The following is a 25073-nucleotide window of genomic DNA, read 5'->3' as shown; positions in this document are numbered from 1 at the left end:
CGGCACCCGCCGAACCGGCAGGTGGATCGCCGCTTCGGAAAAAATCTTCGGGGGCGCGCGTCACTTTTGCCCCGCAAGCCCCTCTACCTGGGGTGAGGGACGACCGGAGCGAGGGCCCGGTCGTCCCTCTTCGTCGTTCCGAGGGGCCTCTGGTCGCCCCATCCGGGACGTTCGGCGTTCCGGTCCAGGTTTTTGTTGCCTGCCTCCACAAAGTTACGGAACGATGTCGACCGCTTGACACCCGCGCGTCTCCGGTTGAGTGTGAGAGCGCTCTCATCACAGTTAAGCGCCGCTCACGGCGTCGTCGAGGAGGACGGATGAGCACAAGACTGGTCGGCAGCGTCGCTGCGACCCTCGCGATGGTTCTGGTCGCTGGATGCGGCGGGAGTTCCGGGGCCGACGGCAAGATCGAGCTGTCGCTGGGTCTGTTCTCCGACTTCGGCTACGACAAGCTCATCGAGGAGTACATGGCCTCGCACTCGAACATCAAGATCGAGCAGCGCAAGGTCAAGATGGAGCAGCACAACACGCAGCTCGCGACTCAGCTCGCGGGTGGCCGTGGTGCCGCGGACATCGTTGCCCTCGAGGAGGGCGTGGTCTCGCAGTTCCGCGCCTCCAAGGACAAGTTCGTGAACCTGGCGGAGTACGGGGCCAAGGACCTCAAGGACCAGTGGGCCGGGTGGAAGTGGAACCAGGGCACCGCCGACGGCGGTGAGTTCGTGCTGGGGCTGGGCACGGACATGGGCAGCCTCGGGCTCTGCTACCGCGCGGACCTGTTCGCGGCGGCGGGCCTGCCCACCGACCGGGCCGAGGTCGCCAAGCTGTGGCCGACCTGGGCCGACTACGCGAAGGTCGCCGACCAGTTCACGGCCAAGACGCCGAACGTGAAGTTCGTCGACACCGGCCGCAACGTCTACAAGGCGATCCTCGACCAGACCGAGGAGGGCTACTTCGCGAAGGACGACTCGTACATCGCGGAGAAGAACGACAAGGTCAAGGCCGCGTTCGACACGGCGGCGGCGCTCGGCACCAAGCAGCAGACCGGTGCCCTGGAGCCGTTCAGCCAGGACTGGAACGTCGCGCTGAAGCAGGGTTCGTTCGCCACCACCACCTGCCCGGCCTGGGCGCTCGCGCTGATCAAGGCGGGTGCCGGCGACGCGGCTGCCGGGAAGTGGGACGTGACGACGGCGCCCGGCGGTGGCGGCAACTGGGGTGGCTCGTTCCTCGCCATCCCGAAGCAGGGCAAGCACCCCAAGGAGGCCTACGAGCTGGCCAAGTGGCTCACGGCCCCCGAGCAGCAGAAGCGGATCTTCAAGGAGACCGGCAACCTGCCGAGCCAGCCGAAGGTCTACCAGGACGCCGAGGTGCAGGCGACCGTCAACGAGTACTTCAACTCCGCCCCGGTGGGCCAGATCTTCGCGACCTCCGCCGAGTCGCTGAAGCCGACCTACCGCGGCACGAAGGACTCGAAGGTCGGCCCGGTGTTCGGCACCGCGCTGACCCGCGTGGAGCAGGGCAAGCAGTCCGCGGCTGAGGCGTGGACGCAGGCCCTGAAGGAAGCGACGGACGCCGCCAAGTGACGGTGACGCGTCAAGAGACCGAGGCGGCCCCGGCCGTCTCGGTTTCGCCTTCCAAGGAACCGAAGCGCCTCCGGCTGAGCAGCTGGGACGCCAGGTACACGCCGTACCTGATCATCGCGCCGTTCTTCCTGGTGTTCGGGATCTTCGGGCTGTACCCGCTGGTGTACACGGCATGGGTGTCGCTGCACGACTGGCAGCTGATCGACGGCAACCAGGGATTCATCGGTCTCGCCAACTACGTCGAGCTGTTCGGCGACAGCAAGTTCTGGAACGCGCTGTTCAACACGCTGAGCCTGTTCGTGCTCTCGACGGTGCCGCAGCTGCTGGCCGCGCTGGGTCTCGCCGCGCTGCTGGACCGGGGTCTGCGCGGGAGCGCGTTCTGGCGGGCGGGCGTGCTGCTGCCCAACGTCATCTCGGTCGCCGCGGTGGCGCTGGTGTTCGCGCAGTTCTTCGGCCGCGACTTCGGCATCGTCAACTTCCTGCTCGGCTTCGTCGGCATCGACCCGATCGACTGGCGCGCCGAGACGTGGGCCTCGCACCTCGCGGTGTCCACCATGGTCATGTGGCGCTGGACCGGCTACAACGCGCTGCTGTACCTGGCGGCGATGCAGTCCGTGCCCAAGGACATGTACGAGTCGGCCACGCTGGACGGTGCCGGTCGCTGGCGCATGTTCTGGTCGATCACCGTGCCGTCGATCCGTCCCACGATCCTGTTCACCGTCGTCACCTCGACGATCGGGGGTCTGCAGCTGTTCGCGGAACCGGCGCTGTTCGACCCCGGGTTCGCCGCCAACAACTCCACCGGCGGCTCCGACCGGCAGTTCCAGACGCTGGTGCTCTACATGTACGAGAAGGGCTTCCGGTTGTTCGACGCCGGCTACGCGGCCACCGTCGCGTGGATGTTGTTCGTGGTCGTCCTGGTGGTCGCGGTGGTCAACTTCACGCTGACCCGGCGCATCGCGGGCAAGGGGTGATCGCATGAAGAACGCCAAGGCAGGCCCGCTGCTCTACGGGTTCCTGGTCGCCGTGCTCGCCGCGTCGATCTTCCCGCTGTACTACTCGTTCATCGTCGCGTCGAAGGACAACTCGGTTCTCGGCGAGAAGGTCCCGCCACTGATCCCCGGCGGCAACCTGGTCGAGAACATCACCCGCGTCTTCGACACCGTCGACTTCTGGCTCGCCATGCAGAACTCGTTCATCGTGGCGTCGAGCGTGGCGATCTCGAACGTCGTGCTGGGCACGCTGGCCGGGTTCGCGTTCTCGCGGCTGAGGTTCAGGGGCCGCGACTCGCTGTTCCTCGTCGTGCTCGGCACCGCGATGGTGCCGACGCAGCTCGGCGTGATCCCGCTGTACATGCTGATGTCCGACCTCGACTGGTACGGCACCCTGCAGGCGGTCATCGTGCCGGTGCTGATCGGCTCGTTCGCGGTGTTCTGGATGCGCCAGGCGTGCGAGGAGACAGTGCCGTACGAGCTGATCGAGGCCGCGCGCATGGACGGCTGCTCGGTGCTGCGGACGTTCTGGCACGTAGGGTTCCCCGCGGTGCGGCCCCAGGCCGCCGTGCTGGGCATGTTCACGTTCATGACGGCCTGGAACGACTTCTTCTGGCCGTTGATCGTGCTCGACCCCAACGACAGCCCGACGGTCCAGGTGGCCCTGTCGACGCTGGCCAGCGGGTACTACACCGACTACTCGCTGATGCTCGCCGGCGCCTCCATCGCGGTGCTGCCGGTGATCGCGATCTTCGTCCTGCTGTCGCGTCAGATCGTGGGCGGCCTCATGCAGGGCGCCCTAAAGGGATGACACTCAGCAGGGCTCAAGCCACAAGGATGTGAATGTATGACGACCGACTCGGACGTCGAGGTCGGGCGGGACGTGCTGACCTTCCCGCCGGACTTCCTCTGGGGAGCGGCGACCGCGGCGTTCCAGATCGAAGGCGCGACCACGGTGGACGGTCGTGGCGCGTCGATCTGGGACACGTTCGCCGCGACGCCCGGCAAGGTGCTGGCCGGTGACACGGGCGACCCCGCCTGCGATCACTACCACCGGTACCAGTCCGATGTGGACCTCATGGAGTCCCTCGGGCTGGCCTCGTACCGGTTCTCCATCGCGTGGCCCCGGATCCAGCCCAGCGGCAGCGGCCAGGTCGAGGAGCGCGGGCTCGCGTTCTACGACCGGCTGGTGGACTCGTTGCTGGAGAAGGACATCCAGCCGCTCGCCACGCTGTACCACTGGGACCTGCCGCAGGTCCTGGAGGACTTCGGCGGCTGGCGCAACCGCGACACCGCCTACCGCTTCGCCGAGTACGCGGCCATCGTGCACGAACGGCTCGGCGACCGGGTACAGGCCTGGACCACGCTGAACGAGCCGTGGGTCTCGGCGTTCCTGGGCTACGGCAACGGAATCCACGCGCCGGGCATCACCGACGCGGTGGCGTCCCTGGAGGCGGCGCACCACCTGCTGCTGGCCCACGGGCTCGCCACGCAGGCGTTGCGCGCGCAGGCACCGGAGTCGCACCGGCTGTCGATCGTGCTCAACTTCAGCACGATCTGGGGCGACGACGCGGAGGCCGTTCGCAAGGTCGACGGCCTGCAGAACCGCATCCTGCTCGACCCGGTCCTCGGCCGTGGCTACCCGCTCGACGTCCTGCAGGACACGACGTGGCTGGGCGACTGGACGAACGTGGTCCGCGACGGGGACATGGAGACCATCGCGACCCCGATCGACTGGATCGGCGTGAACTACTACAACCCGACCCGCGTCGCACCCGCCGACCCGGACTTCGTGCCGGCCGGTCCGCACGCGGGCCTGCGCGGTGTGTCCATCCAGCCGCCGCAGGGCGAGCTCACCGGGTTCGGGTGGGAGCAGAACGCCGACGCGTTCACCGAACTGCTGGTGCGCCTGTCCCGGGACACGGCCGGCGTGCCGCTGGTGGTCACGGAGAACGGGTCCGCGTTCCCGGACGTCGTCGACCCCGCGGGTCGCGTGCACGACGTCCAGCGGACGAAGTACCTGGTGGACCACGTCCGCGCGGTGCACAGGGCGATCTCCGAGGGCGCCGACATCCGCGGCTACCTGGCGTGGTCGCTGCTCGACAACTTCGAGTGGGCGGCCGGGTACTCCCAGCGGTTCGGGATCGTGCACGTCGACTTCGAGACGCAGCAGCGCACGGTCAAGGAGAGCGCGGCCGCGTTGTCCCGGATCATCGGGCAGAACGGGCTTCCCGCGCACGGTTACACCGTTTAGCCGATAGGACGGGCCGAGGGGGCCTCAGCGCTCTCACCTGCGGATACTTGTGCCTGCAGGTGAGAGCGCTCTCTTGTGTCAGCGCCTGCGCAGGACCCTCGGGTCGGCGTGCAGGTTCTGCCCGAGCTTGATGGTGATGAACTCGTTGTTGTCGGGCTTGCCCGGCGTGCGGCCCGACGACGACGGGAAGTTGTTGTCGTTGAGCACCGCGATCGTGCGGTCGTCGAGGATCGTGACGTCCTCGATCGTGACGAACGGGAACCTGAACGGGTCCGCCTGCCCGCCGACGTGCTTCGGGTTGGCGAGGTTCAGCAGGTCGGCGACCAGTGTCTTGTCGAGCCTGCCGTCGTTGTTCCGGTCCCGCTTGTCGGCCAGGTAGACGCGCTTGACGATCGCGTCGGCGCCCTGGGCACTGTCCCGCTCGATGATCAGCAGCCGGTTGGCGTCGACCGCGATGGCGTCGCCGATGGCGAAGTTCGGGTCCTCCAACTGGTAGCGCCAGGTCTTGCCGGTGAAGCTGTTGCTCGCGATGTCGAACTCGTTGAGGCGCAGCGTGCCCGGCGTGTCACCGGCGACGGTGCCCTCCAGCAGCGCGTTGATCGTCCTGCCGTCCGGCGAGAGCGTGATGCCCTCGAAGCCCTTGCTGCCGCCCAGGTTCGGGTTGCCGGCGGGGTTCTCCGGAGCACGCACGCCCGGCAGTGGAGCCGGAGGTGCCATCAGGCGACCCGCTCGGTCGAAGTGCAGCAGGTACGGGCCGAACTCGTCGCCCATCCAGTACGTGCCGTCGGCGCCGCGGGTGACCGACTCGATGTCGATGTCGGCGCCGGTGATCACCCGGTCCTGCCTGGTCAGCGGGAACGGGATGTGGCCGTTCGGGTCGGTCAGCGTGATGCCGCCGAGCACGTCGACGGTGTTCTTCGCGAAGTCGGGCGCGATGCGGTGGATGCGCAGCAGGAAGTCCGCGCTGTTGGCCTTGGTGCCGTAGCCGTTGTCCGAGATGGCGTCGAACGTGCCGTCGCTGTTGCGGACGAGACCGCTGAAACCCTGGATCGGCTGGTCCGCGAACGGCGGCGTGACCCCGTTGATCGGGGCCGTCCCCAGTGCCGCGCCGCTCGGTTCGCTGCCGGGCAGGTAGGTCTCCGCCGGGAGAAAGGCGAAATTCGTCAGCGTGGCCTGCCTGGGAGGCTTCTGGCCGGCCGTACCGGGAGCGGCGGTGGTGGGCGTGGCCAGTGCCGTGACGGTGAGCAAAGTGAGGCCTACGGCCAGTGTTCTCCTCATGCGGCGACCCTATGACGAGCGTTTTACCCGTGGTTCGCCTCGCGGCAACAAGTTCCATGAACTCTTGACGTCATGACGACGACCTGGCGCCTGCGCTTCGAACTCAGCGACAGCCCCGGCGCGCTCGCGCGCGTCACCGTCCGGCTGGCCGCCGCCGACTGCAACGTCCTCGCGCTGCACGTGATCCCCGTGCCCGGCGGGGTGCTGGACGAGATCGTCGTGCGGGCGGCTCCCGGCGTGCTCCCCGCGGACCTCGTCGAGGCGGTGCGCAGCGAGGGAGGCAAACGCGTCGGCATCACCCGAGCCGACCTGCGCGACCTCGTGGACGAGCCGACCGCCGTGCTGCGCGCCGCGCGGATGGCGCTCACCGACCCGGAACAGACCGGCGACGCGCTCCGCCAGGTACTGGCCGCCGACTCCGTGACGGTCGGCGAGGCCGCCGACGGCCAGGTCCAGCTGGGAGAGTGGGTGGCCCGGCGAGGCTGGGCTCCCTTCACCCAGGTCGAACTCACGCGCGCACAGGCGTTGCTCGACCTCGTGGACGCCCCGGCGCCCTCGATGCGTGCGGTGCTCAGCGACGACGGCGCGGCATTGGTCCTGCGTCCGGGGTCCGACGCGGACGAGGACGCCGTCGCCGCCCTGCACTCCCGCTGTTCCATGAGGACGATGTTCAACCGCTACCACTCGGGCATGCGCACCGTGCCCCGCCGCTGGCTGCACCGCCTGCTCAGCCCGCCGCGCGGCACCACGGTCCTCGCTCAGTGCGGCGACCAGGTCGTCGCCCTGGGACAACTCATCCACACCGGCACACCGGACTGCGCCGAGGTCTCGTTGTTGGTCGAGGACTCCTGGCAACGCCGAGGCGTGGGCGCGGCCCTGCTCGGCGCCCTGGCGTCGGACGCCCGCGCCGCCGGGTTCACGGAGCTCGTCGCGTGGTGCCTGCCTTCGGAGACCGCCCTGGTTCGCACGGCCGCACGCGCCGGCCTCGCCACCACGACACGCCGTGAAGACGGTCTGCTCCGAGTGTCGATCACGCCTCGCGTGCGTGCCCTGAAGGCACCGGAAGCCACCGAGGTCGCCGAAAAAACACGATGAACAGCGCGGAAACCCTCCTTGGAGATCCTTTGGGGCTAAGCTGCTTAGCGGATCAAAGGTTTTCATCGAGGAGTGGTGGTGCTCGTGTCCAACCACGCGCGTCCGACGTTGGAAGACGTTGCCGCGAGGGCAGGGGTTTCCCGCGCGACAGCGTCACGAGTGCTGAACGCGTCACCGCGCGTCAGCCCGGAGGCACTGGAAGCGGTCAACGCCGCAGTAGCGGCGCTGGGCTACCAGCCCAACCGCGCCGCGCGCGCGTTGGTCACCCGCCGCACCGGCGCCGTGGCCGTGCTGTTCTCCGAGCCGGAACCCAAGATCTTCGATGACCCGCACTTCGCGCGCCTGATCCGTGCGGGGGCACGGGCACTGGCCGACGTCGACGTGCAGATGGTGCTCATGCTCGTGCACTCGCTGGACGACCAGATCCGAGCGCACCGGTTCCTGGCCGGCGGTCACGTCGACGGTGCCCTGGTGTTCGCACCGCACCGCAACGACGAGCTGGTCTCGATCGTGAAGAAGCTGCCGCTGCCCGTGGTGTACGCCGGCAAGCCGTGGGGGTCGTTGCGGGGCATGCACCTCGTGGACAACGACAACGAGGGCGGCGCCGTACTCGCCACCGAGCACCTGAAGTCGCTCGGGCGCAAGAAGATCGTCCACGTCTCCGGGCCCCTGGACGAACTGTCCGCCATAGACCGTCTGAACGGGTTCAAGTCGGCCATGTCGCTGGACGACAAGGGAGCGGCTCGCCTCACCGAGGACGGTGGGTTCACCCGGGAGGGTGGGCGCAAGGCCATGTCCTCGTTGCTGGCGCGGGTGCCCGCGCTTGATGCGGTGTTCGTTGCTTCCGACCTCATGGCGGCTGGGGCGCTGGAGACGTTGCAGGAGGCCGGTCGGCGGGTTCCCGAGGATGTCGCCGTGGTCGGGTTCGACGATCACGTGGCCATCGCCGAGCACACTTCGCCGCCGTTGACCTCGGTTCGGCAGGATTCTGACGAGCAGGTCAAGGTGATGGTCGAGCACCTGGTGAAGCTGCTCCGGGATGAGACTGTGAAGAGGAAGCAGCAGATGTTGCCCACCGTGTTGGTGCGGCGCGAGTCTGCCTGACCCTTGCGCAAGCCTGCGCCCGGCGGCTAGTTGCCCATGTTCTTGCAGGTGGGCGGCGGGAGTGGGTTCAGCGGGCTGCACGGCCAGCCGGACGAGGACGGCGCCGGCGTCGTCGTTTGTGCCGGTGGGGGCGGGGGCTGGGCCGGGTTCGTCGCCGCCGGGGGTGGCGTGGTCGTTTTTTGTGGTTGCTGCGTGTTCGGGGGCGAGCTGATGGAGCTCGACGGTGCGCTGCTGTCCGCGGTCGAGCTCTCCGTCGAGCTCGGTGGGGTGCTGGAGGTGGACGTGATCCAGGTGGATGCCGGGGTTCTGCTCAGCGGGTCTTCGCCGGCCGCTCCATGGATCGCCATGCCTACCAGCACGCCGAGCAACGCTGATCCGAGCACGGCGGAACCACCTGCGGCCCACAGTGCGCGCACGGCAGTCCTCCTCTGATGCTCACGGTGTGAAGTCGGGCGATCACGCTCTTCGGCAGATTACCGGCTGGGCCGGTGGTAGGAGAACGCTCGCCTGGTTGCCTTATCGGCTCCTTGATGGCCCCGGTTGAGTGATCGCTGTCACTGAACTGTGATCCGGGCAAGTACCAAACTGGCCCCGGAAAGGCCTGCCACCAGCACGGTTCCGGTCAGATGCCACGTCGGAGCGTCACCCGAGCAGGTGAACACCTCGGTGAAGCGTTCCGTGGAGCAGGTGACGAACGGGACCGAGGAGAGGGCGATCGAGGCTGCTGCCACGCCGCCCAGCAGTGCGGAGCCGAACGTGCGCATGAGGGGGAACGCGGCGTTGGCCGTGCCTACTGCTGCGATGGCGAAGAGGAGCGGCACGGGTCTGGGAAACAGGCCCGTCAGAGCGCAGCCGATCATCAGGACGCCGAGCACGGCCTGGCCGATCCTCGCCTGTGTCGCCACGGCTTGGCACCCTAACAACTCCGTAAGCTCTTTTCGGTCCGGTTTGGGTCAGTATTTTCGGTATGCGCCTTCGTCGATTCTTGATTCCCGTCTCAGTTCTGGTGGTCGTCGCGCTCGGGGTCGGGTTGTACCTGTTCCAGCCGTGGCGGCTGCTCACGGTTCGCGAAACGCGCGACGCGTTGCTCGTGCCTCCGGCCACGGTTCAGTCGACGGCGCAGTCGACGGCGCAGTCGACTGCTTCGAGTGCCACCGCGCCCGTTGTCGAAACGCCGAAGGAGGTCGCGGCCGGCGAGTGGCGCTCACTGGAGCACGCGACCACAGGTAAGGCGAGCCTCATCGAACTGCCTGGTGGCGGGTATTCGGTCCAGTTCGCCTCGTTGAACACCAGCGATGGGCCTGACCTGTACGTTTACCTCTCGCCGCACGTGTCGAGCTCGTCCGAGAAGACCTTTGGTCAGGGATTCACGAGTCTCGGCAAGTTGAAGGGAAACCGTGGCGATCAGGTGTACGCAATTCCGGCGAGCGTGGATGTGTCCGCTATTCGGAGTGTCGTGATCTGGTGCCAGAGGTTCAGTGCGGGCTTCGCTGTCGCGCCGCTGGAACAAGCCTGAAACATCAAGACCGGACGACTCTTTCACTATTGACTTTCCTGGTCTAGACCACATAGCGTCGACGGACGCAACATCGTCCCTTGCCGGCGGGCGTGCGGAAGCCCCGTTGGCGAGGAGTACGGCTCACTGGGTGGGCCCACTGCGGCGGTGACGCGACTCCCACTCTCCCCGGAGCCGCGTCGCCGCCGGTGGCGTTTACTGTGGGTCGTGCACACCAGGACAGTGGCGATCCACTACGTGCGTGCGGCACTCCGCGCGTGCCCGGAGCCGTCCGTCGTCCTGCTCGGTGCCGGTATCCCGCAGAGCCTTCTCACGGACGACCGTGCGCGTGTCACGCCCGCGCAGTACACGAAGTTCATCCAGACGCTCTGGGAAGTCCTCGACGACGAGTTCATGGGCTTCGGGCCGCGGCCGTCGAAGCGCGGCACGTTCGCGATGATGTGCCTGCTCGCCGTGCATTGCCCGGACCTCGAATCGGCACTCAAGCGCGGCCTGGCCTTCTACGCGCTCTTCGACGAGCCGCTGGAGCTCTCGCTCGACGGCGGCCGCTTCACACTCCACGTCCCCGGCGACCCCGACCACTTCCTCACCGAGTCGCTTCTCGTGCTGTGGCACCGCTTCTCGTCGTGGCTCATCGGTCGCCGCATCCCGTTGCAGGGGGCCGAGTTCGGTTATCCGGAACCGGCGCACGCCGCCGAGTACCACCTGATCTTCGGATGCCCGCTGCGATTCGACGCGCGCGTCACCACGATCGCGTTCGACCCGAAGTTCCTGCGCATGCCCGTCGTGCAGGACGAGGCGGCGCTGAAGCGTTTCCTGCGGCACTCGCCGGCGGACCTGTTGTCGCGGCGCGACCACGGCGCGGACACGTCGGGCCACGTGCGGCGGCTGCTCGGGCGCGGTGTGACCGGGCTGGAGGCCGTGGCGGCCCAGCTCGGGGTGTCGGCGCCCACGTTGCGCCGGAGGCTGGCGGCCGAGGGGACGTCGTTCCGCGAGGTGCGTGAGCAACTGCTGCGCGACCAGGCGGTGGCCTCGCTGGTGCGGGGCGGGGAGTCGGTCGAGGAACTGGCGCTGCGCCTCGGGTTCTCCGAGGCGAGCGCCTTCCACCGGGCCTTCAAGCGGTGGACCGGGTCCTCACCCGGCTCCTACCGGGCCTGACTCACCATTCCCAGCCGTCCCCGGCCGCCACCGTTTCGGTGTTGGGCAGCAACGTGTCGATCGACACGGGGCCCGCCAGCGCGAGCATCGCGGCCGCGGCGGACACCAGTGCGGTGAACAGTTTCTTCATGGCAAAGAGAATGCGGCCGTCCTGTGGACGGCCGCAAGCACTCCAAAACATGCCAAAACGTCAGAACCTGTCGCGCTCCCGCAGCGAGGCGGGCGGCCGGAACCGCTCCCCGTACGTGTCCGCGAGGTAGTCCGCGCGTTCCACGAACGCCTGCACGCCGTAGGAGTTGATGAACTGCAGCGTGCCACCGCTCCACGGCGCGAAGCCGAACCCGAAGATCGAGCCGATGTTCGCGTCCGCCACCGACGTCAGCACGCCCTCGTCCAGGCACCGCACGGTTTCCAGCGACTGCACGAACAGCAGCCGGTCACGCACGTCCTGTTCGGACACACCGGCGTCGGCCTTCGCGTACCGGGTGGTGAGCTCAGGCCACAGGAACTTCTTCCCGCCTTCGGGGTACTCGTAGAAACCCGCGCCGGTCGACTTCCCGCTGCGGCCCAGCGACACCAGCTCGCGGATCAGGTCGTACGCCGGGCTCTCCGACACCAGCGACGGGTCGTCGGCGACGGTCTGGTCGTGGATCTTCAGCTGCAGCGACAGCGTCACCTCGTCCGACACCGCCAGCGGGCCGACGGCCATGCCGGACTTCTTCGCCACGTTCTCGATCAACGCCGGCGCCACACCCTCGGCCAGCATCGTGATCGCCTCGATCACGTACGTGCCGAACGTCCGCGAGGTGTAGAAGCCGCGCGAGTCGTTGACCACGATCGGCGTCTTCCCGATCTGCCGCACGTAGTCCAGCGCGCGCTGGAGCGTCTCGTCGGACGTCTTCTCGCCGCGGATGATCTCCACGAGCCGCATCTTCGGCACGGGTGAGAAGAAGTGCAGGCCGATGAACCGCTCCGGCGCCGTGACCGCCGACGCGAGGCCGGTGATCGGCAGCGTCGAGGTGTTGGACGCGATCACCGCGTCCGGCAACGCCTTCTCCTCGGCCGCGGGGAGCACCTTGTTCTTGAGCTCGCGGTTCTCGAAGACGGCCTCGATGATCAGGTCGCAGCCCGCGAGGTCGTCGTCGGAGTCGGTCGGCGTGATGCCCGCCAGGCCCTGAGCGCCCTTCTGGGCACCTTCGAGGCTGACGTCCTTGAGGACGACCTCGATGCCCGCTTTCGCCGACACCTCGGCGATTCCGGCGCCCATCATGCCCGCGCCCAGCACGCCGAGCTTGGCCACCCGACGTCCCGTGGCGGACGCGCGGCCGTTGACCTCGTTGAGGTTGAACCAGAACGCCGTGATCATGTTCTTGGAGACCTGGCCGGAGGCCAGTTCCACGAAGTAGCGGCCTTCGATCTTCAGCGCCGTGTCGAAGTCGACGTAGGCGCCCTCGACGGCCGTCGCCATGATCTTCTCCGGCGCCGGGTACCCGCCGTGCGACTTCTTGCTGAGCACGGCCGGAGCCGCCGCGAGCAAGCCATAGCTGTTGGGGTCGCCGAACTTCAGGTCCGGCACGCCCGCGCCCTGCACGTCCCACGGCTGCGCCGGCGCCGGGTTCTCCTTGATCCAAGCGCGGGCCTCGGAGATCAGCTCCTCGCGCGTGTCCACGACCTGGTGCACGATTCCGGCTTGCAGCGCGCGTTCCGGCCGCAGCTGCTTGCCCTCCATGAGCAACGGCAACGCTTTCTGCACGCCCAGCAGACGCACCATGCGCGTGACGCCACCGCCGCCGGGCAGCAGGCCCAGCGTCGCCTCGGGCAGACCGACGCGGATGCTGTTGTCGTTCAACAGGATCCGGCGGTGCGCGGCCAGCGCGATCTCGAAACCGCCGCCGAGCGCGGTCCCGTTGATCGCCGCCACGACCGGCTTGCCGAGCCTCTCCAGCCGCCGCAGCTGCGACTTGAGCTCCTCGACGCCTTCGAGCGCCTGCGAGGCGTTCTCCGGCGTGATCGCGATCAGGACGTTCAGGTCGCCACCGGCGAAGAACGTCTTCTTGGCGGACGTGATGATCACGCCGGTGATGTCGTCGCCCTCGAGCTTCGAGACCGCGTCGCCCATCAGGCCCCGGTACTCGTCGTTCATCACGTTGGCGGAGCCGGACATGTCCATCGTCAGGGTGACGATGCCGTCCGCGTCCTTGTCGTAGTGGAACGGCATGCCTCAGACCCTCTCGATGATCGTCGCGATACCCATGCCGCCGCCCACGCACAGCGTGGCGAGCCCGCGGCGCAGGTCCCGGCGCTCCAGCTCGTCCAGCAGCGTGCCCAGGATCATGCAGCCGGTGGCGCCGAGCGGGTGGCCCAGCGCGATCGCGCCGCCGTTGACGTTGACCTTGTCCTCGGGGATGTCCATGTCCCGCAGGAACTTCAGCACGACCGACGAGAACGCCTCGTTGACCTCGAACAGGTCGATGTCCTCGACCGAGAGCCCCGCCTTGTCCAGCGCCTTGCGTGCGGACGGCGCCGGTCCGGTGAGCATGATCGTCGGCTCGGTGCCCACGACGGCGACCGACACGATCCGGGCGCGGGGCGTCAGGCCGAGAGCCTTGCCCGTCGCCGCCGAACCGATCAGCATCGCCGCGGCGCCGTCGACGATCTGCGACGAGTTGCCGGGCGTGTGCACGTGGCTGATGCGCTCGACGGTGGGGTAGCGGTCGATCGCGACGGTGTCGTAGCCGAGGTCGCCGTGGAACTGGAAGCTCGGCTTCAACCGGCCGAGTGACTCCACAGTGGACTCGGGACGGATCGTCTCGTCCTCCTTGAGCACCACCGTGCCGTTCTGGTCGACGACCGGCACGACGGACCGCTCGAATCGGCCGTCCTTCTGCGCCTCGAACGCGCGGGCGTGCGACCGGGCGGCCCAGGCGTCGACGTCCGTGCGGGAGAAGCCCTCCAGCGTCGCGATCAGGTCGGCGGACACGCCCTGCGGCACGAACGACAGGTCGAAGTTGGTCTGCGGGTCGATCGCCCACGCGCCACCGTCGGACCCCATCGGCACGCGCGACATCGACTCGACGCCGCCCGCCACCACCAGGTCCTCGAACCCGGACGCGACCTTGGCCGCGGCGAGGTTCACCGACTCGAGGCCCGACGCGCAGAAGCGGTTGAGCTGCACCCCGGCCGGGCGCTGGTCCCATCCGGCGGCCAGCACCGCGGTGCGGGCGATGTCGCCGCCCTGTTCACCGAGCGGAGACACGACGCCGAACACGACGTCGTCCACCGCGGAGGTGTCGAGGGAGTTGCGTTCGGACAGCGCGCGCAGTACACCGGCGGCCAGCTCGACGGGCTTGACGCTGTGCAGCGACCCGCGCTTTCCCTTGCCGCGCGGCGTGCGCACCGCGTCGAAGATCAAGGCTTCGCTCATGGCACCACGCTAGGCCCGCGCGCAGGAGCTGGCCATGACCGTGAAGGGTGACCGATTAGCTCACCCGGAACTCCATGTGCTCGGGTTCCTCGGCGTCGACGAACCCGAGCCGCCTGTAGAGGCGTCGCGCCGGCAGGTTGTCGTCCCACACGCGCAGCCGCACGACCTTCCAGCCCTCCTCGGCCGCCCACGCCAGGACCGTCCTGACCAGGGCTTCCCCGACCCCCTGGCCGCGATGGGAGTCACGCACCCACATCGAGTAGAGGTAGAGGCCCTCGGGTTTCGCGGTGGCGGCGACCAGGGCGACCGGGCGGGGGCCGAGCGCGACGAGCTTCAGGCCCTCCGCCGCGCGTGCACGCCAGTCGTCCTCGCCGTACGCCTGCTCGCGGGCCAGTGTGGAACCGAACTCCTCGGGGTCGCTGGCCAGCGCGTCCAGTCGGATGTCGCGCCAGAGCTCCCACTCGTCCGGCGTGACCTGGTGGATCTGCATACCCGTCAGTCTGTACGAACGGGGTGGGAATTTCGCTCAGTTTTTCCGGGCTGTGCAGGCGCGGCGGTCATGGTGTGGATCACCGCCCGGTGGTTTCGTGGACCGCATGGCAGAGCGTCGATCGCGGTGGATGGACAGTGACCTGGACCAGTTGCGCCAGCTCGCACGCACGTTCTTCGAAAAGGAGGTCACACCGCATGTCGAGCGCTTCGCCGAGCAGAAGCAGGTCGACCGCGAACTGTGGCGCAAGGCGGGTGAGCTCGGCCTGCTGTGCCTGAGCATCCCCGAGGAGTACGGCGGCGGTGGCGGCACGTTCGCGCATGAGGCCGTGTTGCTGGAGGAGCAGGCACGGGCCGGCGACAGCGCGTGGGGCAACAGCGTCCACAGCGGCATCGTGGCTCACTACCTCAACTCCTACGGCTCCGAGGAGCAGAAGCGGCGCTGGCTGCCCAAGCTCGCGTCCGGCGAGTACGTCGGCGCGATCGCCATGACCGAACCCGGCGCGGGCTCCGACCTGCAGGGCATCCGGACGAAGGCGATCAGGGACGGCGACGAGTACGTCATCAACGGCTCGAAGACGTTCATCACCAACGGCGTGCACGCCGACCTGGTGATCGTCGTGGCCAAGACCGACCCGGCGCAGGGTGCCCAGGGCATCTCGCTGCTCGTCGTCGAGAACGACATCCGGCGCGGCCGCGTGCTCGACAAGGTCGGCATGAAGGGCCAGGACACCGCCGAGCTGTTCTTCGACGACGTCCGCGTGCCCGCCTCGAACCTCCTCGGCGAGCAGGAGGGCCTCGGGTTCATCCAGCTCATGCAGCAGCTGCCGCAGGAACGGCTGATCATCGGCGTCTGCTGCATCGCGGGCATCGAGGCGGCCGTCGACGTGACGCTCAAGTACGTGAAGGAGCGCACGGCGTTCGGCAAGGAGCTGATGAAGTTCCAGAACACCCGGTTCAAGCTCGCCGAGTGCGCCACTGAGGCAGCGGTGACCAGGGCGTTCATCGACGAGTGCGTCGAGAAGCACCTGAAGGGTGAACTGGACATCCCGACTGCCGCGATGGCGAAGTGGTGGGCCAGTGACCGGCTGGGCAAGGTCGTCGACGAGTGCGTGCAGCTCTTCGGCGGCTACGGCTACATGAACGAGTACCCGATCGCGCGTGCCTGGTCCGACGCCCGCGTGCAGCGGATCTACGGCGGGACGAACGAGATCATGAAGGAAATCATCGCGAGGCACCTGTGACTACTTCTACTGGCACGGGGCCCCTTGCAGGACTTCGCGTGATCGAACTCGCGGGCCTCGCGCCCGCGCCGTTCGGCTGCATGGTGCTCGCCGACCTCGGCGCGGACGTGATCCAGGTGCACAAGCCGGGGAGCGTGCCGACGATCCCCGGCGACTTCCTCGGCCGCAACCGGCGCTCGATCGCGATCGACACCCGTAAGCCAGAAGGTGCGGAGCTGGTTCTCGGCCTCGTCGAACGCTCCGACGTGCTCATCGAGGGCTTCCGGCCGGGCGTCACCGAACGGCTGGGCATCGGCCCGGCGCAGTGCCTCGCCCGCAACCCGCGCCTTGTATATGGACGCATGACCGGCTGGGGCCAGGACGGGCCCCTGGCCGACCGCGCCGGCCACGACATCAACTACATCGCCGTCGCGGGTGCCCTGGAGCCCCTCGGCCGGGCCGGCGGGCCGCCGTCGTTCCCGATCAACCTGCTCGGCGACTTCGGCGGGGGAGGGCTGCTGCTGGCCCTCGGCGTGCTCGCCGCGCTGTACGAACGCGAGCGCTCCGGGCGTGGCCAGGTCGTGGACGCCGCCATGGTCGACGGGGCGGCGTTGCTGACGACGTTCCTGCACGGAATGCGGTCCGCGGGCATGTGGGCGGGCGGGCGCGGCGAGAACATGCTCGACGGTGGAGTGCCGTTCTACGACGTCTACGAGGCCGCGGACGGGAAGTACGTGGCGATCGGGGCGCTGGAGGAGAAGTTCTACGCGGACCTCGTGCGCGTGCTGGGCCTGGCGGACGCGCCCTCGCGCAACGATCCGGCGAACTGGCCTGAGCTGCGGGAACGCATTGCGGCGGCGGTGAAGACCCGGCCGCGGGATGAATGGGCCGACCTCGCGCGGGACACGGACGCGTGCCTGGCGCCGGTGCTGACCCCTGCCGAGGCGGCACGGCATCCGTACAACGAGGCGCGGTCCACTTTCGTGGACGTGTCCGGTTCGCCGCATCCGGCGCCGGCGCCCCGCTTCGACCGCACTCCTACGGCCGTTCCCACAGCTCCGGTTTCGGCCGGGACGAACACCGGGGAAGTGCTTGCCGACATGGGTGTGGCGGACGCACGGATTATGGAACTGCGACGGTCTGGAGTAATTGGATGAATGCTCGGGTGCGCATTAATAACGCCACGCGGGCGTGACGGTGCGTGATGGGGGACGAGCGGCATCCGGGTGAGGGCCGGTGCAACAGTCTCTCTTCCAAGCTGTGGGATGCGAGGGGTTCCGTGTTCACCTCGTGCCCAGGACATCGGCGCTGCTGACGCCCGTCTTTAGCCGCCATTCGGGTGACGTTGGTCGTCGTGCAGGCGTGCGCCGCTGGTGGATCCTGGGAGGAGTTTGGCGTGGTCGTTGTTCATCGCAAGGGTGAATGAGGGACCATGACGGGTGACACGGGCGGTCTGCCGCTCGACCGGTGAACCACACGGACGGAGAGGTACCTGTGAACCTCAAGAAGGTGCTAGTGCTGGCGGGCGTCGCGCTGGTGCTGTTCCTCCTGATCACCCAGCCCGAGCAGTCCGCCTCGGCGGTGCAGCAGGTACTCGGCTGGCTGCGTCAGGGCGCGGAGTCGATCATCACCTTCATCAGGAGCCTCTTCGGCACGGCCACCCCGCTCAGCTAGTGACAGTGGGTGATCCTCGGCCGTCTGCGTTGAGCCGGACGGGTGGAATGAGGCCAATCACGCACTGGTAACGGGTGTTCTCGGGATTCAGGGTCTGGCGATTGTCAGACCTACCGAATACCTTCCGCTGCAATGGCCGATCCCCGACCGACGAGGAGGCACATATGGTCGAGGACTCCGGGGTCCACGAGCTGTTGCAGCAGTGGGCGGCTGAACGGTCTGATGACGCAGAGATGCAGGAGGTGAACCGGATCAAGAACGCATGGCTCGCGGAGGCTCCCCCCTCGGCGCCAGGCATCCCCGCGCAGCGGGGAGGCAGGAGCGGGTCGCGTGGCTTGGTCAAGGTCGACTCGGCGGATCCGGCCTACGTGGCCGCGATGCGCAAGCGGGCGCCGGAGGCACCCGAGGCACTGCTCGCCGCCGCGGCGAGCTACTGGCAGCTGGTGGGCGACGTCGCCGAGGCCGAGCAGTGGTGGGACGCGGGCATCAGCCCGTTGGACCAGCGCGCGCTCGACTACCGCGCGGCCGGCCTGTCTCCTGCCGACCTCGGTCGGCGCCTGGGACCGATGACGGTTCTCCAGCACCTTCGCCGCGGTTCCGCCGCAGCCTGGTGCGTTGCACGTCTGCAGAGGCAGCGCCGGGACGGCGTCGCGTAAGCGTAGGTCGGACGGGGCTCCACGATCGGGGCCCCTATGTTCGCGGAACGCGCTCACAGGAATCGTTCCACGTGTTCTGTGGGGGCCGAGCCCCCACGCCCCAGCCGGGGGCGAGCCCCCGGACCCCCCACGGGGTGGCCTCCGTCAGGAGGCCTCACCCAAGTAGTCTGGGAGCCGTGCGCGGCCTCCTTACTCCCCAACGTGTGCTGATCGCGTTCGCCTGTCTGGCGGCGCTGGTCGCCTGTTGCGGGCTCGCGTGGTGGCAGTGGCAGCGCTTCGAGTCCGCCAGCGGCACGTTCCAGAACCTCGGATACGTGCTCCAGTGGCCGCTCTTCGGCCTCTTCCCCCTCTTCATGGTGTGGCGGTTCCGGCGCTTGGCGCGCCTGAACCGTGACGCGGATCTCGTACCGGAGCCGGTTGCGCCCGCTCCTGCACCGGTGGCTACCGTTGACGCCGTCAAACCCGCGCCTGTCGAGCACTTCGACGACGAAGAAGACGCGGAGCTCGCGGCCTACAACCGCATGCTCGCGGACCTCAACGCGCGGGACGGTCGTTGAGCGAAGGCGGGCAGATGAAGGGTGCGTTGACCCGGTTCAGGGTCATGGCTTACGTGGTCGGAGTCTTCCTGCTGCTCCTGGTCGTGGCCATGGTGCTCAAGTACGCCGCGGACATGGACGGCGCGATGAAGGTCGTCGGCCCGATCCACGGCTTCCTCTACGCCATCTACCTGGTGATTTCCGTCGACCTGGCGCTGAAGCTGCGCTGGTCGATCAAGGGCACCGCGCTGGTGCTGCTCGCCGGCACGATCCCGTTCCTGTCCTTCTGGGCGGAGCGCAAGGTGGTCGAGAAGACCGCGCAGGGCGTGCCCCTGTGACGTTTGGCCTGCTAGCGTCTGGGGCTGACAACTGAACACGGCCGTCGATGTCGCGCGGGAGAGCTCCCTTCGATGGGAGCGCCGAAGGAGCAACTCCTCCCCGGAATCTCTCAGGTACAAGTACCGCGCGACGAAGGCAACTCTGAAAAGCAGGCTCATCAGCAGCCTCGCCCACGGTGCAAGCCACTTCGGTGGTGAAGCTCTCAGGCTCATGACAGAGGGGGAGGCTCGCTCTAGTGAGGAGTCTCCGATGGACCGTGTCATTCTTCTGATGCCTCAGCCGGCCGCGTCCGGCTCTTCGGCGCACCCTGGAGGAGCGTTCTGATGTCCCGCCTCACGCCTCTGAACGCCGAGCACGAGCAGCTCGGCGCGATGTTCACCGACTTCGCGGGCTGGCGGATGCCGCTGCGCTACTCGTCCGAACTCGCGGAGCACCACGCGGTGCGCACGACCGCGGGCCTGTTCGACCTCACGCACATGGGTGAGATCGTCCTGACCGGACCGCAGGCCGGTGAGGCCCTCGACTACGCGCTGGTCGGCCACATCTCGGCACTGGCCGTCGGCAAGGCGCGCTACACGATGATCACGCAGGCCGACGGCGGCGTGATCGACGACCTGATCGTGTACCGCCTGGGCGACCAGGAGTTCATGGTCGTCGCGAACGCCTCGAACGCCCTTGTCGTCGCCGAGGCGCTGGTCGAGCGTGCCGCCGGGTTCGACACCGTCGTCACCGACTCCTCGACCGACTACGCGTTGATCGCGATCCAGGGCCCGAAGTCGGTCGAGATCCTCTCCGGCCTGACCGCCACCGACCTGTCGACGGTCAAGTACTACGCCTCGTACCCGTCCACCGTGGCCGGTGTCGACGCGCTGCTCGCCCGCACCGGGTACACCGGCGAGGAGGGCTTCGAGCTCTTCGTCGCCCCCGCCGACGCGCCCGCGGTCTGGGCGGCGTTGCTGGGAGCCGGCGAGGCGCACGAGCTCAAGCCGTGCGGTCTCGGCTGCCGCGACACGTTGCGTCTCGAAGCCGGGATGCCGTTGTACGGCAACGAGCTCACGACGTCGCTGACGCCCTACAACGCGAACCTGGGCCGCGTCGTGAAGCTCGACAAGCCCGGCGACTTCGTGGGCCGCGACGCGCTGACCAAGGTCGCCGAGTCCGGGGTGGACTCGGTCCTGGTCGGACTGAAGACGCCCGAGCGCCGCGCCCCCCGCCACGGTTACGCGGTGCTTGACGGCGACGAGGTCGTGGGCGAGGTGACGTCGGGCGCGCTGTCCCCGACCCTCGGCTACTCCATCGCCATGGCCTACGTGACGAAGGCCAGTGCCGAGCCCGGCACCTCACTGCTGGTGGACGTCCGAGGCAAGAAGCAGCCGGTCGAGGTCGTCGCACTTCCGTTCTACAAGCGCGCCAAGTAGGGAGATCCTCCAGATGTCCGACCAGTTCAACGCCTCCCTCGCGGAGTACGACCCCGAGGTGGCCGAGGCCGTCGCGGCCGAGCTGGCACGCCAGCAGGGCACGCTCGAGATGATCGCCTCGGAGAACTTCACGCCCGTCTCGGTGCTGCAGGCCCAGGGCTCCGTGCTCACCAACAAGTACGCGGAGGGCTACCCCGGCCGCCGCTACTACGGCGGCTGCGAGCACGTGGACGTCGTCGAGCGCCTCGCCATCGAGCGCATCAAGTCGCTCTTCGGCGCGGGCTTCGCGAACGTCCAGCCGCACTCGGGCGCGCAGGCCAACGCGGCCGCGATGTTCGCGCTGCTCCAGCCCGGCGACACGATCCTGGGCCTGGACCTCGCGCACGGCGGCCACCTGACGCACGGCATGCGCATCAACTTCTCCGGCAAGCTCTACAACGTCGTGCCGTACCACGTCGCGGACTCCGACGGCCGCGTCGACATGGCCGAGGTCGAGCGCCTGGCACAGGAGCACCGGCCGAAGCTGATCGTCGCCGGCTGGTCCGCCTACCCGCGCCAGCTGGACTTCGCCGAGTTCCGCCGCATCGCGGACTCGGTCGAGGCCTACCTGATGGTCGACATGGCGCACTTCGCCGGCCTCGTCGCCGCCGACCTGCACCCGTCGCCCGTGCCGCACGCGCACGTCACGACGACCACGACCCACAAGACCCTCGGCGGTCCCCGTGGCGGCGTGATCCTGTCGAACGAGGCGGACATCGCCAAGAAGATCAACTCGGCGGTGTTCCCCGGCCAGCAGGGCGGGCCGCTGGAGCACGTGATCGCGGCCAAGGCGGTGGCGTTCAAGCACGCCGCCTCGCCGGAGTTCGCGGACCGTCAGCGCCGCACGCTCGAGGGCGCGCGGATCCTGGCCGAGCGCCTGTCGCAGGCGGACGTCGCCGCGGCCGGCGTGAAGGTGCTGACCGGTGGCACGGACGTGCACCTGGTCCTCGTCGACCTGGTCAACTCCGAACTGGACGGCAAGCAGGCCGAGGACGTGCTGCACCGGATCGGCATCACGGTCAACCGCAACGCCGTTCCGAACGACCCGCGGCCGCCGATGGTCACCTCCGGTCTGCGGATCGGCACGCCGGCGCTCGCGACCCGCGGGTTCGGCGAGGTGGACTTCACCGAGGTCGCCGACGTCATCGCGGAGGCCCTCAAGCCGGGCGCGGCGATCGACGAGCTGCGTGCGCGCGTCGAGGTGCTGGCGGCGAAGCACCCGCTGTACTCGACGCTCTGACGCTGAACGACAAGGGGCGCCACCGGATTTCCGGTGGCGCCCCTCGCGTTTGTGACCCGAGAGCGAAACGACGGGAACCCCGGCCCCTTCCCCAGGGCCGGGGTTTCACCGTGTCAGGGTGTTGTGTGTTTCAGATGGACCGTCCTAAAGGGATGCTGTGGGGTTAGGCAGCGGGGGCCGTGACACCAGGGGGCAGGCACTCCACGTTGCGCTTGCCGTCGGGCTGGATGACGAACCAGGTGCCACCGACACCCTGGCCCTTCCAGGCGCCCGGCTTCGGGTCCTGCGAGTAGGTGTAGAGAGCCCAGCCGTCGATGGCGACCTGCTTCTTGCCGTCAGCGCGGGTGATCAGCGAGACGAGCTTCGCGTCGACGCCCTCGACCTGCGGGATCGTGTCCGCGATCAGCGGCGGCCAGGTGACGGCGCACTGGTTGTTGCAGTTCGACTTGCCTTCGGGCTTCGGGGTGTCCTTGTCGAAGCGGTAAAGGGTGCGGCCGTCGCCGTCCTGGACCACGAGGCCCATCTTGTCGACGGGTTTGCCGACCAGCTTCAACGTGCTGACCGGGGCTGCTGCCGGGGGCTGCGCCGCCGGGGGCTGCGCGGCCGGAACTTCCGGGGCCTGCTGCTGGACAGGGGCTTCGGGGGCCTGCGCGGGCTCCTGGAGTACCGGGGGCTGACCCACGTCGCCGTAGTCGCCGAGGACGCCCAGGTCGGTTTGCGTTTGTGCCACCGGCTTGGAGTTCGTGCCACTGCCAGTGGCGCTCCAGACACCCAGACCCAGCACAACTGCCAGTCCCGCGGCGAGCCCGATGGCAATGCGGTTACGTCGGATCACACTCATGTCCTCCTCGTCCATCCGTTCGCTCTATCCAGGCCATACGGCCCCGGTTGCGTCTCGGTTCAGAAACGAACCGAACCTCGTCCCGTCTCGAACGTCTGGCGGAGCCGGGTAACGCAGGAGGTGCAAGGTGGTCGTCGCTGGTCAGCTGGCGGGAATGGCCGAACGGGTGCTGGGTGCAGCGTTGCCGATCGGATTTCGGGCCTGGGACGGAAGTGTGGCCGGGCCGCAGGACGGCACGGTGGTCGTGATCCGCTCGCGCGACGCGTTGCGACGGCTCGTCTGGAGCCCGAACGAACTGGGGCTCGCGCGCGCGTACGTGAGCGGGGAGCTCGACGTGGAGGGTGATCTCGCGACCGGTCTCTCGCAGATCTGGGGGCTGGTGCGGCGGGGCGTCACCCGGCGGCCGCGGCTCTCGGAGGTCGCGAAGCTCGCGTTGCGGCTGAAGGTGCTGGGGCCCAACCCGGACGCGCCGAAGGAGGAAGCCCGGCTGCGGGGCGCGCTGCACACCAAGAGCCGGGACCGTGATGCCATTTCGCATCACTACGATCTGAGCAACGACTTCTACCGGCTCGTGCTCGACCCGAGCATGGCCTACTCGTGCGCGTACTTCACGTCCGAGGACGAGCCGCTCGCGCAGGCGCAGCACAACAAGCTGGACCTCGTGTGCCGCAAGCTCGGCCTGGAGCCGGGCATGCGCCTGCTCGACGTCGGCTGCGGGTGGGGTTCGATGATCATCCACGCCGCGAAGCACTACGGCGTGCACGCGACGGGGGTGACGATCTCCGCCCAGCAGCGCGCGCACATCCTGGGGCGGATCGAGGCCGAAGGACTGACCGGCCGGGTCGAGGTGCGGTTGCAGGACTACCGCGAGGTGCGTGACGAACCGTTCGACGCGATCTCCACGATCGAGATGGGCGAGCACGTCGGCGAGAGCAACTACCCCGAGTACGCCTCGACGCTGCACCGGCTGCTCAAGCCCGAGGGCCGCCTGCTGCTGCAGCAGATGTCGCGCGGACACAACGCACCCGGCGGTGGCGCGTTCATCGAGTCGTACGTCGCGCCGGACATGCACATGCGGCCGGTCAGTGCCACCACCGGCTTTCTCGAAGGCGCCGGCCTGGAGATCCGCGACGTGCACGCGTTGCGCGAGCACTACGTGTGGACCGTGCGGGCGTGGGCGCAGACTCTGGAAGAGCGCTGGGACGAGGTCGTCGCCCTGGTCGGCGAGGGCCAGGCGCGCGTCTGGCGGCTGTACCTCGCGGGCGGCGCGCTGACGTTCGAGGAGGGCCGGATGGGCGTCGACCAGATCCTCGCGGTGCGCAGGAGCGAGAACGGCCGCAGCGGCATGCCGCGCGTGCGCCGTGAGCTGGTCGCCCGATGAGCTTCCTGATCAGCCTTGTCGTGGTGCTGGTGCTGCTCAGCGGACTGTTCCTGTACGCGGACTCCCGCAAGCGCTACGACCTGATCGACTCCGTGTGGGGCCCTGGCTTCGCCGTGATCGCGGTGATCACGTTGCTGTTCGCGGAGGGCGAACCGACTCGGCAGTGGGTCGTCACCGTCCTGACCGTGGTGTGGGGTCTACGCCTGGGCGTGCACATCCACTCGCGCAACAGGGGCAAGGACGAAGACCCGCGCTATCAGGACATGTTGAGGCGTGCCAAGGGAAATCCGCGCTTGCGGATGTACCGCGTCTACCTGCTCCAGGCCGTGCTGATGTGGATCGTGTCGCTGCCGGTCCAGGCCGCGCAGCATCTTTCGGCCCCGTTCGGAGTGTTAGATTGGGTGGGCACTGGCGTGTGGATGGTCGGCTTCGTCTTCGAGGCCGTAGGTGACTGGCAGCTCTCCCGGTTCCGTGCGGACCCGGCGAACAAGGGCGCCGTGATGGACCGCGGTTTGTGGCGCTACACAAGGCATCCGAACTACTTCGGCGACTCTGTGGTGTGGTGGGGCCTCTACCTGTTCGCGTTGCACTCGTGGCTCGCCGCGCTCACGATCATCGGTCCGGTGATCATGACGTGGCTGCTCGCGAAGGGCAGCGGCAAGCCGTTGCTGGAGAAGGACATCGTGTCGCGCCGTCCCGGCTACGCCGAGTATGTGCGGCGCACCAGTGGTTTCATCCCGCTGCCTCCGAAGAGTCGCGTGGGGTAGGGGCTGGCGGGGGTGCGCGGCGAGGTGGCGTGCCTGGAGGTCGTCGTGCCCGGCTTCCCAGCGCCTGGC

Annotated in this window: 26 protein-coding genes and 2 riboswitches; of the genes, 19 read left to right on the top strand and 7 right to left on the bottom strand. The window is 68.4% G+C overall.

Annotation, left to right across the window (positions count from 1 at the left end; all coding sequences use genetic code 11):
- Nucleotides 1–317 precede the first annotated feature (317 nt).
- The 4 genes from IG04_RS0113630 (at nt 318) to IG04_RS0113615 (ending at nt 4826) form a co-directional block, all read left to right on the top strand.
- The gene (locus IG04_RS0113630; protein WP_030476984.1) at nt 318–1580 is read left to right on the top strand and encodes an ABC transporter substrate-binding protein; all 1263 of its coding nucleotides are present in this window, start codon (nt 318–320) and stop codon (nt 1578–1580) included.
- Between the two features lie 74 nt (nt 1581–1654).
- Nucleotides 1655–2554 (top strand): carbohydrate ABC transporter permease, encoded by a 900-nt coding sequence (locus tag IG04_RS0113625; protein ID WP_030476983.1) that lies wholly within the window; start codon nt 1655–1657, stop codon nt 2552–2554.
- Nucleotides 2555–2558: 4 nt separating this feature from the next.
- A complete protein-coding gene (locus IG04_RS0113620; RefSeq protein WP_030476982.1) occupies nt 2559–3383 on the top strand; it encodes a carbohydrate ABC transporter permease in 825 nt (274 codons plus the stop codon).
- A gap of 36 nt (nt 3384–3419) precedes the next feature.
- Entirely contained in the window at nt 3420–4826 is a 1407-nt protein-coding gene (locus tag IG04_RS0113615; protein WP_051769821.1) for a GH1 family beta-glucosidase, read from the top strand.
- A gap of 78 nt (nt 4827–4904) precedes the next feature.
- On the opposite strand, the gene IG04_RS0113610 is transcribed toward IG04_RS0113615, so the two are convergent.
- Nucleotides 4905–6104: an esterase-like activity of phytase family protein gene (locus tag IG04_RS0113610; RefSeq protein WP_030476980.1), complete on the bottom strand. Its 1200-nt coding sequence runs from the start codon at nt 6102–6104 to the stop codon at nt 4905–4907.
- A gap of 72 nt (nt 6105–6176) precedes the next feature.
- On the opposite strand from IG04_RS0113610, the gene IG04_RS0113605 reads away from it, so the two are divergent.
- The 3 genes from IG04_RS0113605 (at nt 6177) to IG04_RS0113595 (ending at nt 8735) form a co-directional block, all read left to right on the top strand.
- Nucleotides 6177–7199: a GNAT family N-acetyltransferase gene (locus IG04_RS0113605; RefSeq protein WP_036014522.1), complete on the top strand. Its 1023-nt coding sequence runs from the start codon at nt 6177–6179 to the stop codon at nt 7197–7199.
- A gap of 75 nt (nt 7200–7274) precedes the next feature.
- On the top strand, nt 7275–8303 hold the full coding sequence (locus tag IG04_RS0113600; protein ID WP_420843979.1) for a LacI family DNA-binding transcriptional regulator: 1029 nt from the start codon (nt 7275–7277) through the stop codon (nt 8301–8303).
- 36 nt (nt 8304–8339) lie between these two features.
- Nucleotides 8340–8735 carry a hypothetical protein gene (locus IG04_RS0113595; RefSeq protein WP_084401667.1) on the top strand — a complete coding sequence of 132 codons (396 nt, stop codon included), beginning with the start codon at nt 8340–8342 and terminating at the stop codon, nt 8733–8735.
- 122 nt (nt 8736–8857) lie between these two features.
- On the opposite strand, the gene IG04_RS0113590 is transcribed toward IG04_RS0113595, so the two are convergent.
- On the bottom strand, nt 8858–9208 hold the full coding sequence (locus IG04_RS0113590) for a hypothetical protein (protein WP_030476976.1): 351 nt from the start codon (nt 9206–9208) through the stop codon (nt 8858–8860).
- 62 nt (nt 9209–9270) lie between these two features.
- Here IG04_RS0113590 and IG04_RS0113585 point away from each other — a divergent pair, with 62 nt between their 5' ends.
- Both IG04_RS0113585 and IG04_RS0113580 read left to right on the top strand, forming a co-directional pair.
- Nucleotides 9271–9819, top strand: coding sequence for a DM13 domain-containing protein (locus IG04_RS0113585; RefSeq protein WP_030476975.1), 549 nt, complete (start codon nt 9271–9273; stop codon nt 9817–9819).
- Between the two features lie 207 nt (nt 9820–10026).
- Nucleotides 10027–10977, top strand: a complete 951-nt coding sequence (locus IG04_RS0113580; protein WP_030476974.1) for an AraC family transcriptional regulator — start codon at nt 10027–10029, stop codon at nt 10975–10977.
- A 1-nt stretch (nt 10978) separates the two neighbouring features.
- On the opposite strand, the gene IG04_RS48600 is transcribed toward IG04_RS0113580, so the two are convergent.
- Genes IG04_RS48600 through IG04_RS0113560 form a run of 4 tightly spaced genes read right to left on the bottom strand, consistent with a single transcriptional unit; the run spans nt 10979 to nt 14891 of the window.
- Nucleotides 10979–11107: a hypothetical protein gene (locus IG04_RS48600; RefSeq protein ID WP_276326671.1), complete on the bottom strand. Its 129-nt coding sequence runs from the start codon at nt 11105–11107 to the stop codon at nt 10979–10981.
- Nucleotides 11108–11167: 60 nt separating this feature from the next.
- Nucleotides 11168–13195: a 3-hydroxyacyl-CoA dehydrogenase NAD-binding domain-containing protein gene (locus tag IG04_RS0113570; protein ID WP_030476973.1), complete on the bottom strand. Its 2028-nt coding sequence runs from the start codon at nt 13193–13195 to the stop codon at nt 11168–11170.
- 3 nt (nt 13196–13198) lie between these two features.
- Nucleotides 13199–14401 (bottom strand): acetyl-CoA C-acetyltransferase, encoded by a 1203-nt coding sequence (locus tag IG04_RS0113565; RefSeq protein ID WP_030476972.1) that lies wholly within the window; start codon nt 14399–14401, stop codon nt 13199–13201.
- Nucleotides 14402–14456: 55 nt separating this feature from the next.
- Nucleotides 14457–14891 (bottom strand): GNAT family N-acetyltransferase, encoded by a 435-nt coding sequence (locus IG04_RS0113560; protein WP_036014519.1) that lies wholly within the window; start codon nt 14889–14891, stop codon nt 14457–14459.
- Nucleotides 14892–14997: 106 nt separating this feature from the next.
- On the opposite strand from IG04_RS0113560, the gene IG04_RS0113555 reads away from it, so the two are divergent.
- The 8 genes from IG04_RS0113555 to glyA all read left to right on the top strand — a co-directional run bounded on the left by IG04_RS0113555 (nt 14998) and on the right by glyA (nt 22015).
- A complete protein-coding gene (locus IG04_RS0113555) occupies nt 14998–16134 on the top strand; it encodes an acyl-CoA dehydrogenase family protein (protein ID WP_030476970.1) in 1137 nt (378 codons plus the stop codon).
- Nucleotides 16131–17270: a CaiB/BaiF CoA transferase family protein gene (locus IG04_RS0113550; protein ID WP_030476969.1), complete on the top strand. Its 1140-nt coding sequence runs from the start codon at nt 16131–16133 to the stop codon at nt 17268–17270. The genes IG04_RS0113555 and IG04_RS0113550 overlap by 4 nt, the downstream gene beginning before the upstream one ends.
- A 337-nt stretch (nt 17271–17607) precedes the next feature.
- Nucleotides 17608–17787: a hypothetical protein gene (locus tag IG04_RS0113545; RefSeq protein ID WP_030476968.1), complete on the top strand. Its 180-nt coding sequence runs from the start codon at nt 17608–17610 to the stop codon at nt 17785–17787.
- Between the two features lie 164 nt (nt 17788–17951).
- On the top strand, nt 17952–18443 hold the full coding sequence (locus IG04_RS0113540) for a hypothetical protein (RefSeq protein ID WP_030476967.1): 492 nt from the start codon (nt 17952–17954) through the stop codon (nt 18441–18443).
- Between the two features lie 176 nt (nt 18444–18619).
- Nucleotides 18620–19000 (top strand): hypothetical protein, encoded by a 381-nt coding sequence (locus IG04_RS0113535; RefSeq protein ID WP_030476966.1) that lies wholly within the window; start codon nt 18620–18622, stop codon nt 18998–19000.
- A 14-nt stretch (nt 19001–19014) separates the two neighbouring features.
- Nucleotides 19015–19317 (top strand): DUF3817 domain-containing protein, encoded by a 303-nt coding sequence (locus tag IG04_RS0113530; protein WP_030476965.1) that lies wholly within the window; start codon nt 19015–19017, stop codon nt 19315–19317.
- A gap of 45 nt (nt 19318–19362) precedes the next feature.
- Nucleotides 19363–19453, top strand: a riboswitch (glycine riboswitch).
- A 1-nt stretch (nt 19454) separates the two neighbouring features.
- A riboswitch (glycine riboswitch) is annotated at nt 19455–19542 on the top strand.
- A 99-nt stretch (nt 19543–19641) separates the two neighbouring features.
- Nucleotides 19642–20736: a glycine cleavage system aminomethyltransferase GcvT gene (gcvT, locus tag IG04_RS0113525; RefSeq protein ID WP_030476964.1), complete on the top strand. Its 1095-nt coding sequence runs from the start codon at nt 19642–19644 to the stop codon at nt 20734–20736.
- A gap of 13 nt (nt 20737–20749) precedes the next feature.
- Entirely contained in the window at nt 20750–22015 is a 1266-nt protein-coding gene (glyA, locus tag IG04_RS0113520) for a serine hydroxymethyltransferase (RefSeq protein WP_030476963.1), read from the top strand.
- Between the two features lie 163 nt (nt 22016–22178).
- On the opposite strand, the gene IG04_RS0113515 is transcribed toward glyA, so the two are convergent.
- Complete coding sequence (locus tag IG04_RS0113515) at nt 22179–22856, bottom strand: COG4315 family predicted lipoprotein (protein ID WP_211257751.1); 678 nt, start codon at nt 22854–22856, stop codon at nt 22179–22181.
- 154 nt (nt 22857–23010) lie between these two features.
- Here IG04_RS0113515 and IG04_RS0113510 point away from each other — a divergent pair, with 154 nt between their 5' ends.
- Together IG04_RS0113510 and IG04_RS0113505 are read left to right on the top strand one after the other, a co-directional pair.
- Nucleotides 23011–24237, top strand: a complete 1227-nt coding sequence (locus tag IG04_RS0113510) for an SAM-dependent methyltransferase (protein WP_036014587.1) — start codon at nt 23011–23013, stop codon at nt 24235–24237.
- Nucleotides 24234–25004, top strand: coding sequence for a DUF1295 domain-containing protein (locus tag IG04_RS0113505; protein ID WP_030476960.1), 771 nt, complete (start codon nt 24234–24236; stop codon nt 25002–25004). The genes IG04_RS0113510 and IG04_RS0113505 overlap by 4 nt, the downstream gene beginning before the upstream one ends.
- Nucleotides 25005–25073: the final 69 nt, after the last annotated feature.

The sequence above is a fragment of the Lentzea albidocapillata genome (assembly GCF_000719115.1).
Taxonomy (GTDB): Bacteria; Actinomycetota; Actinomycetes; order Mycobacteriales; family Pseudonocardiaceae; genus Lentzea; species Lentzea albidocapillata.
This window is presented reverse-complemented; position numbering and strand designations above follow the sequence as displayed.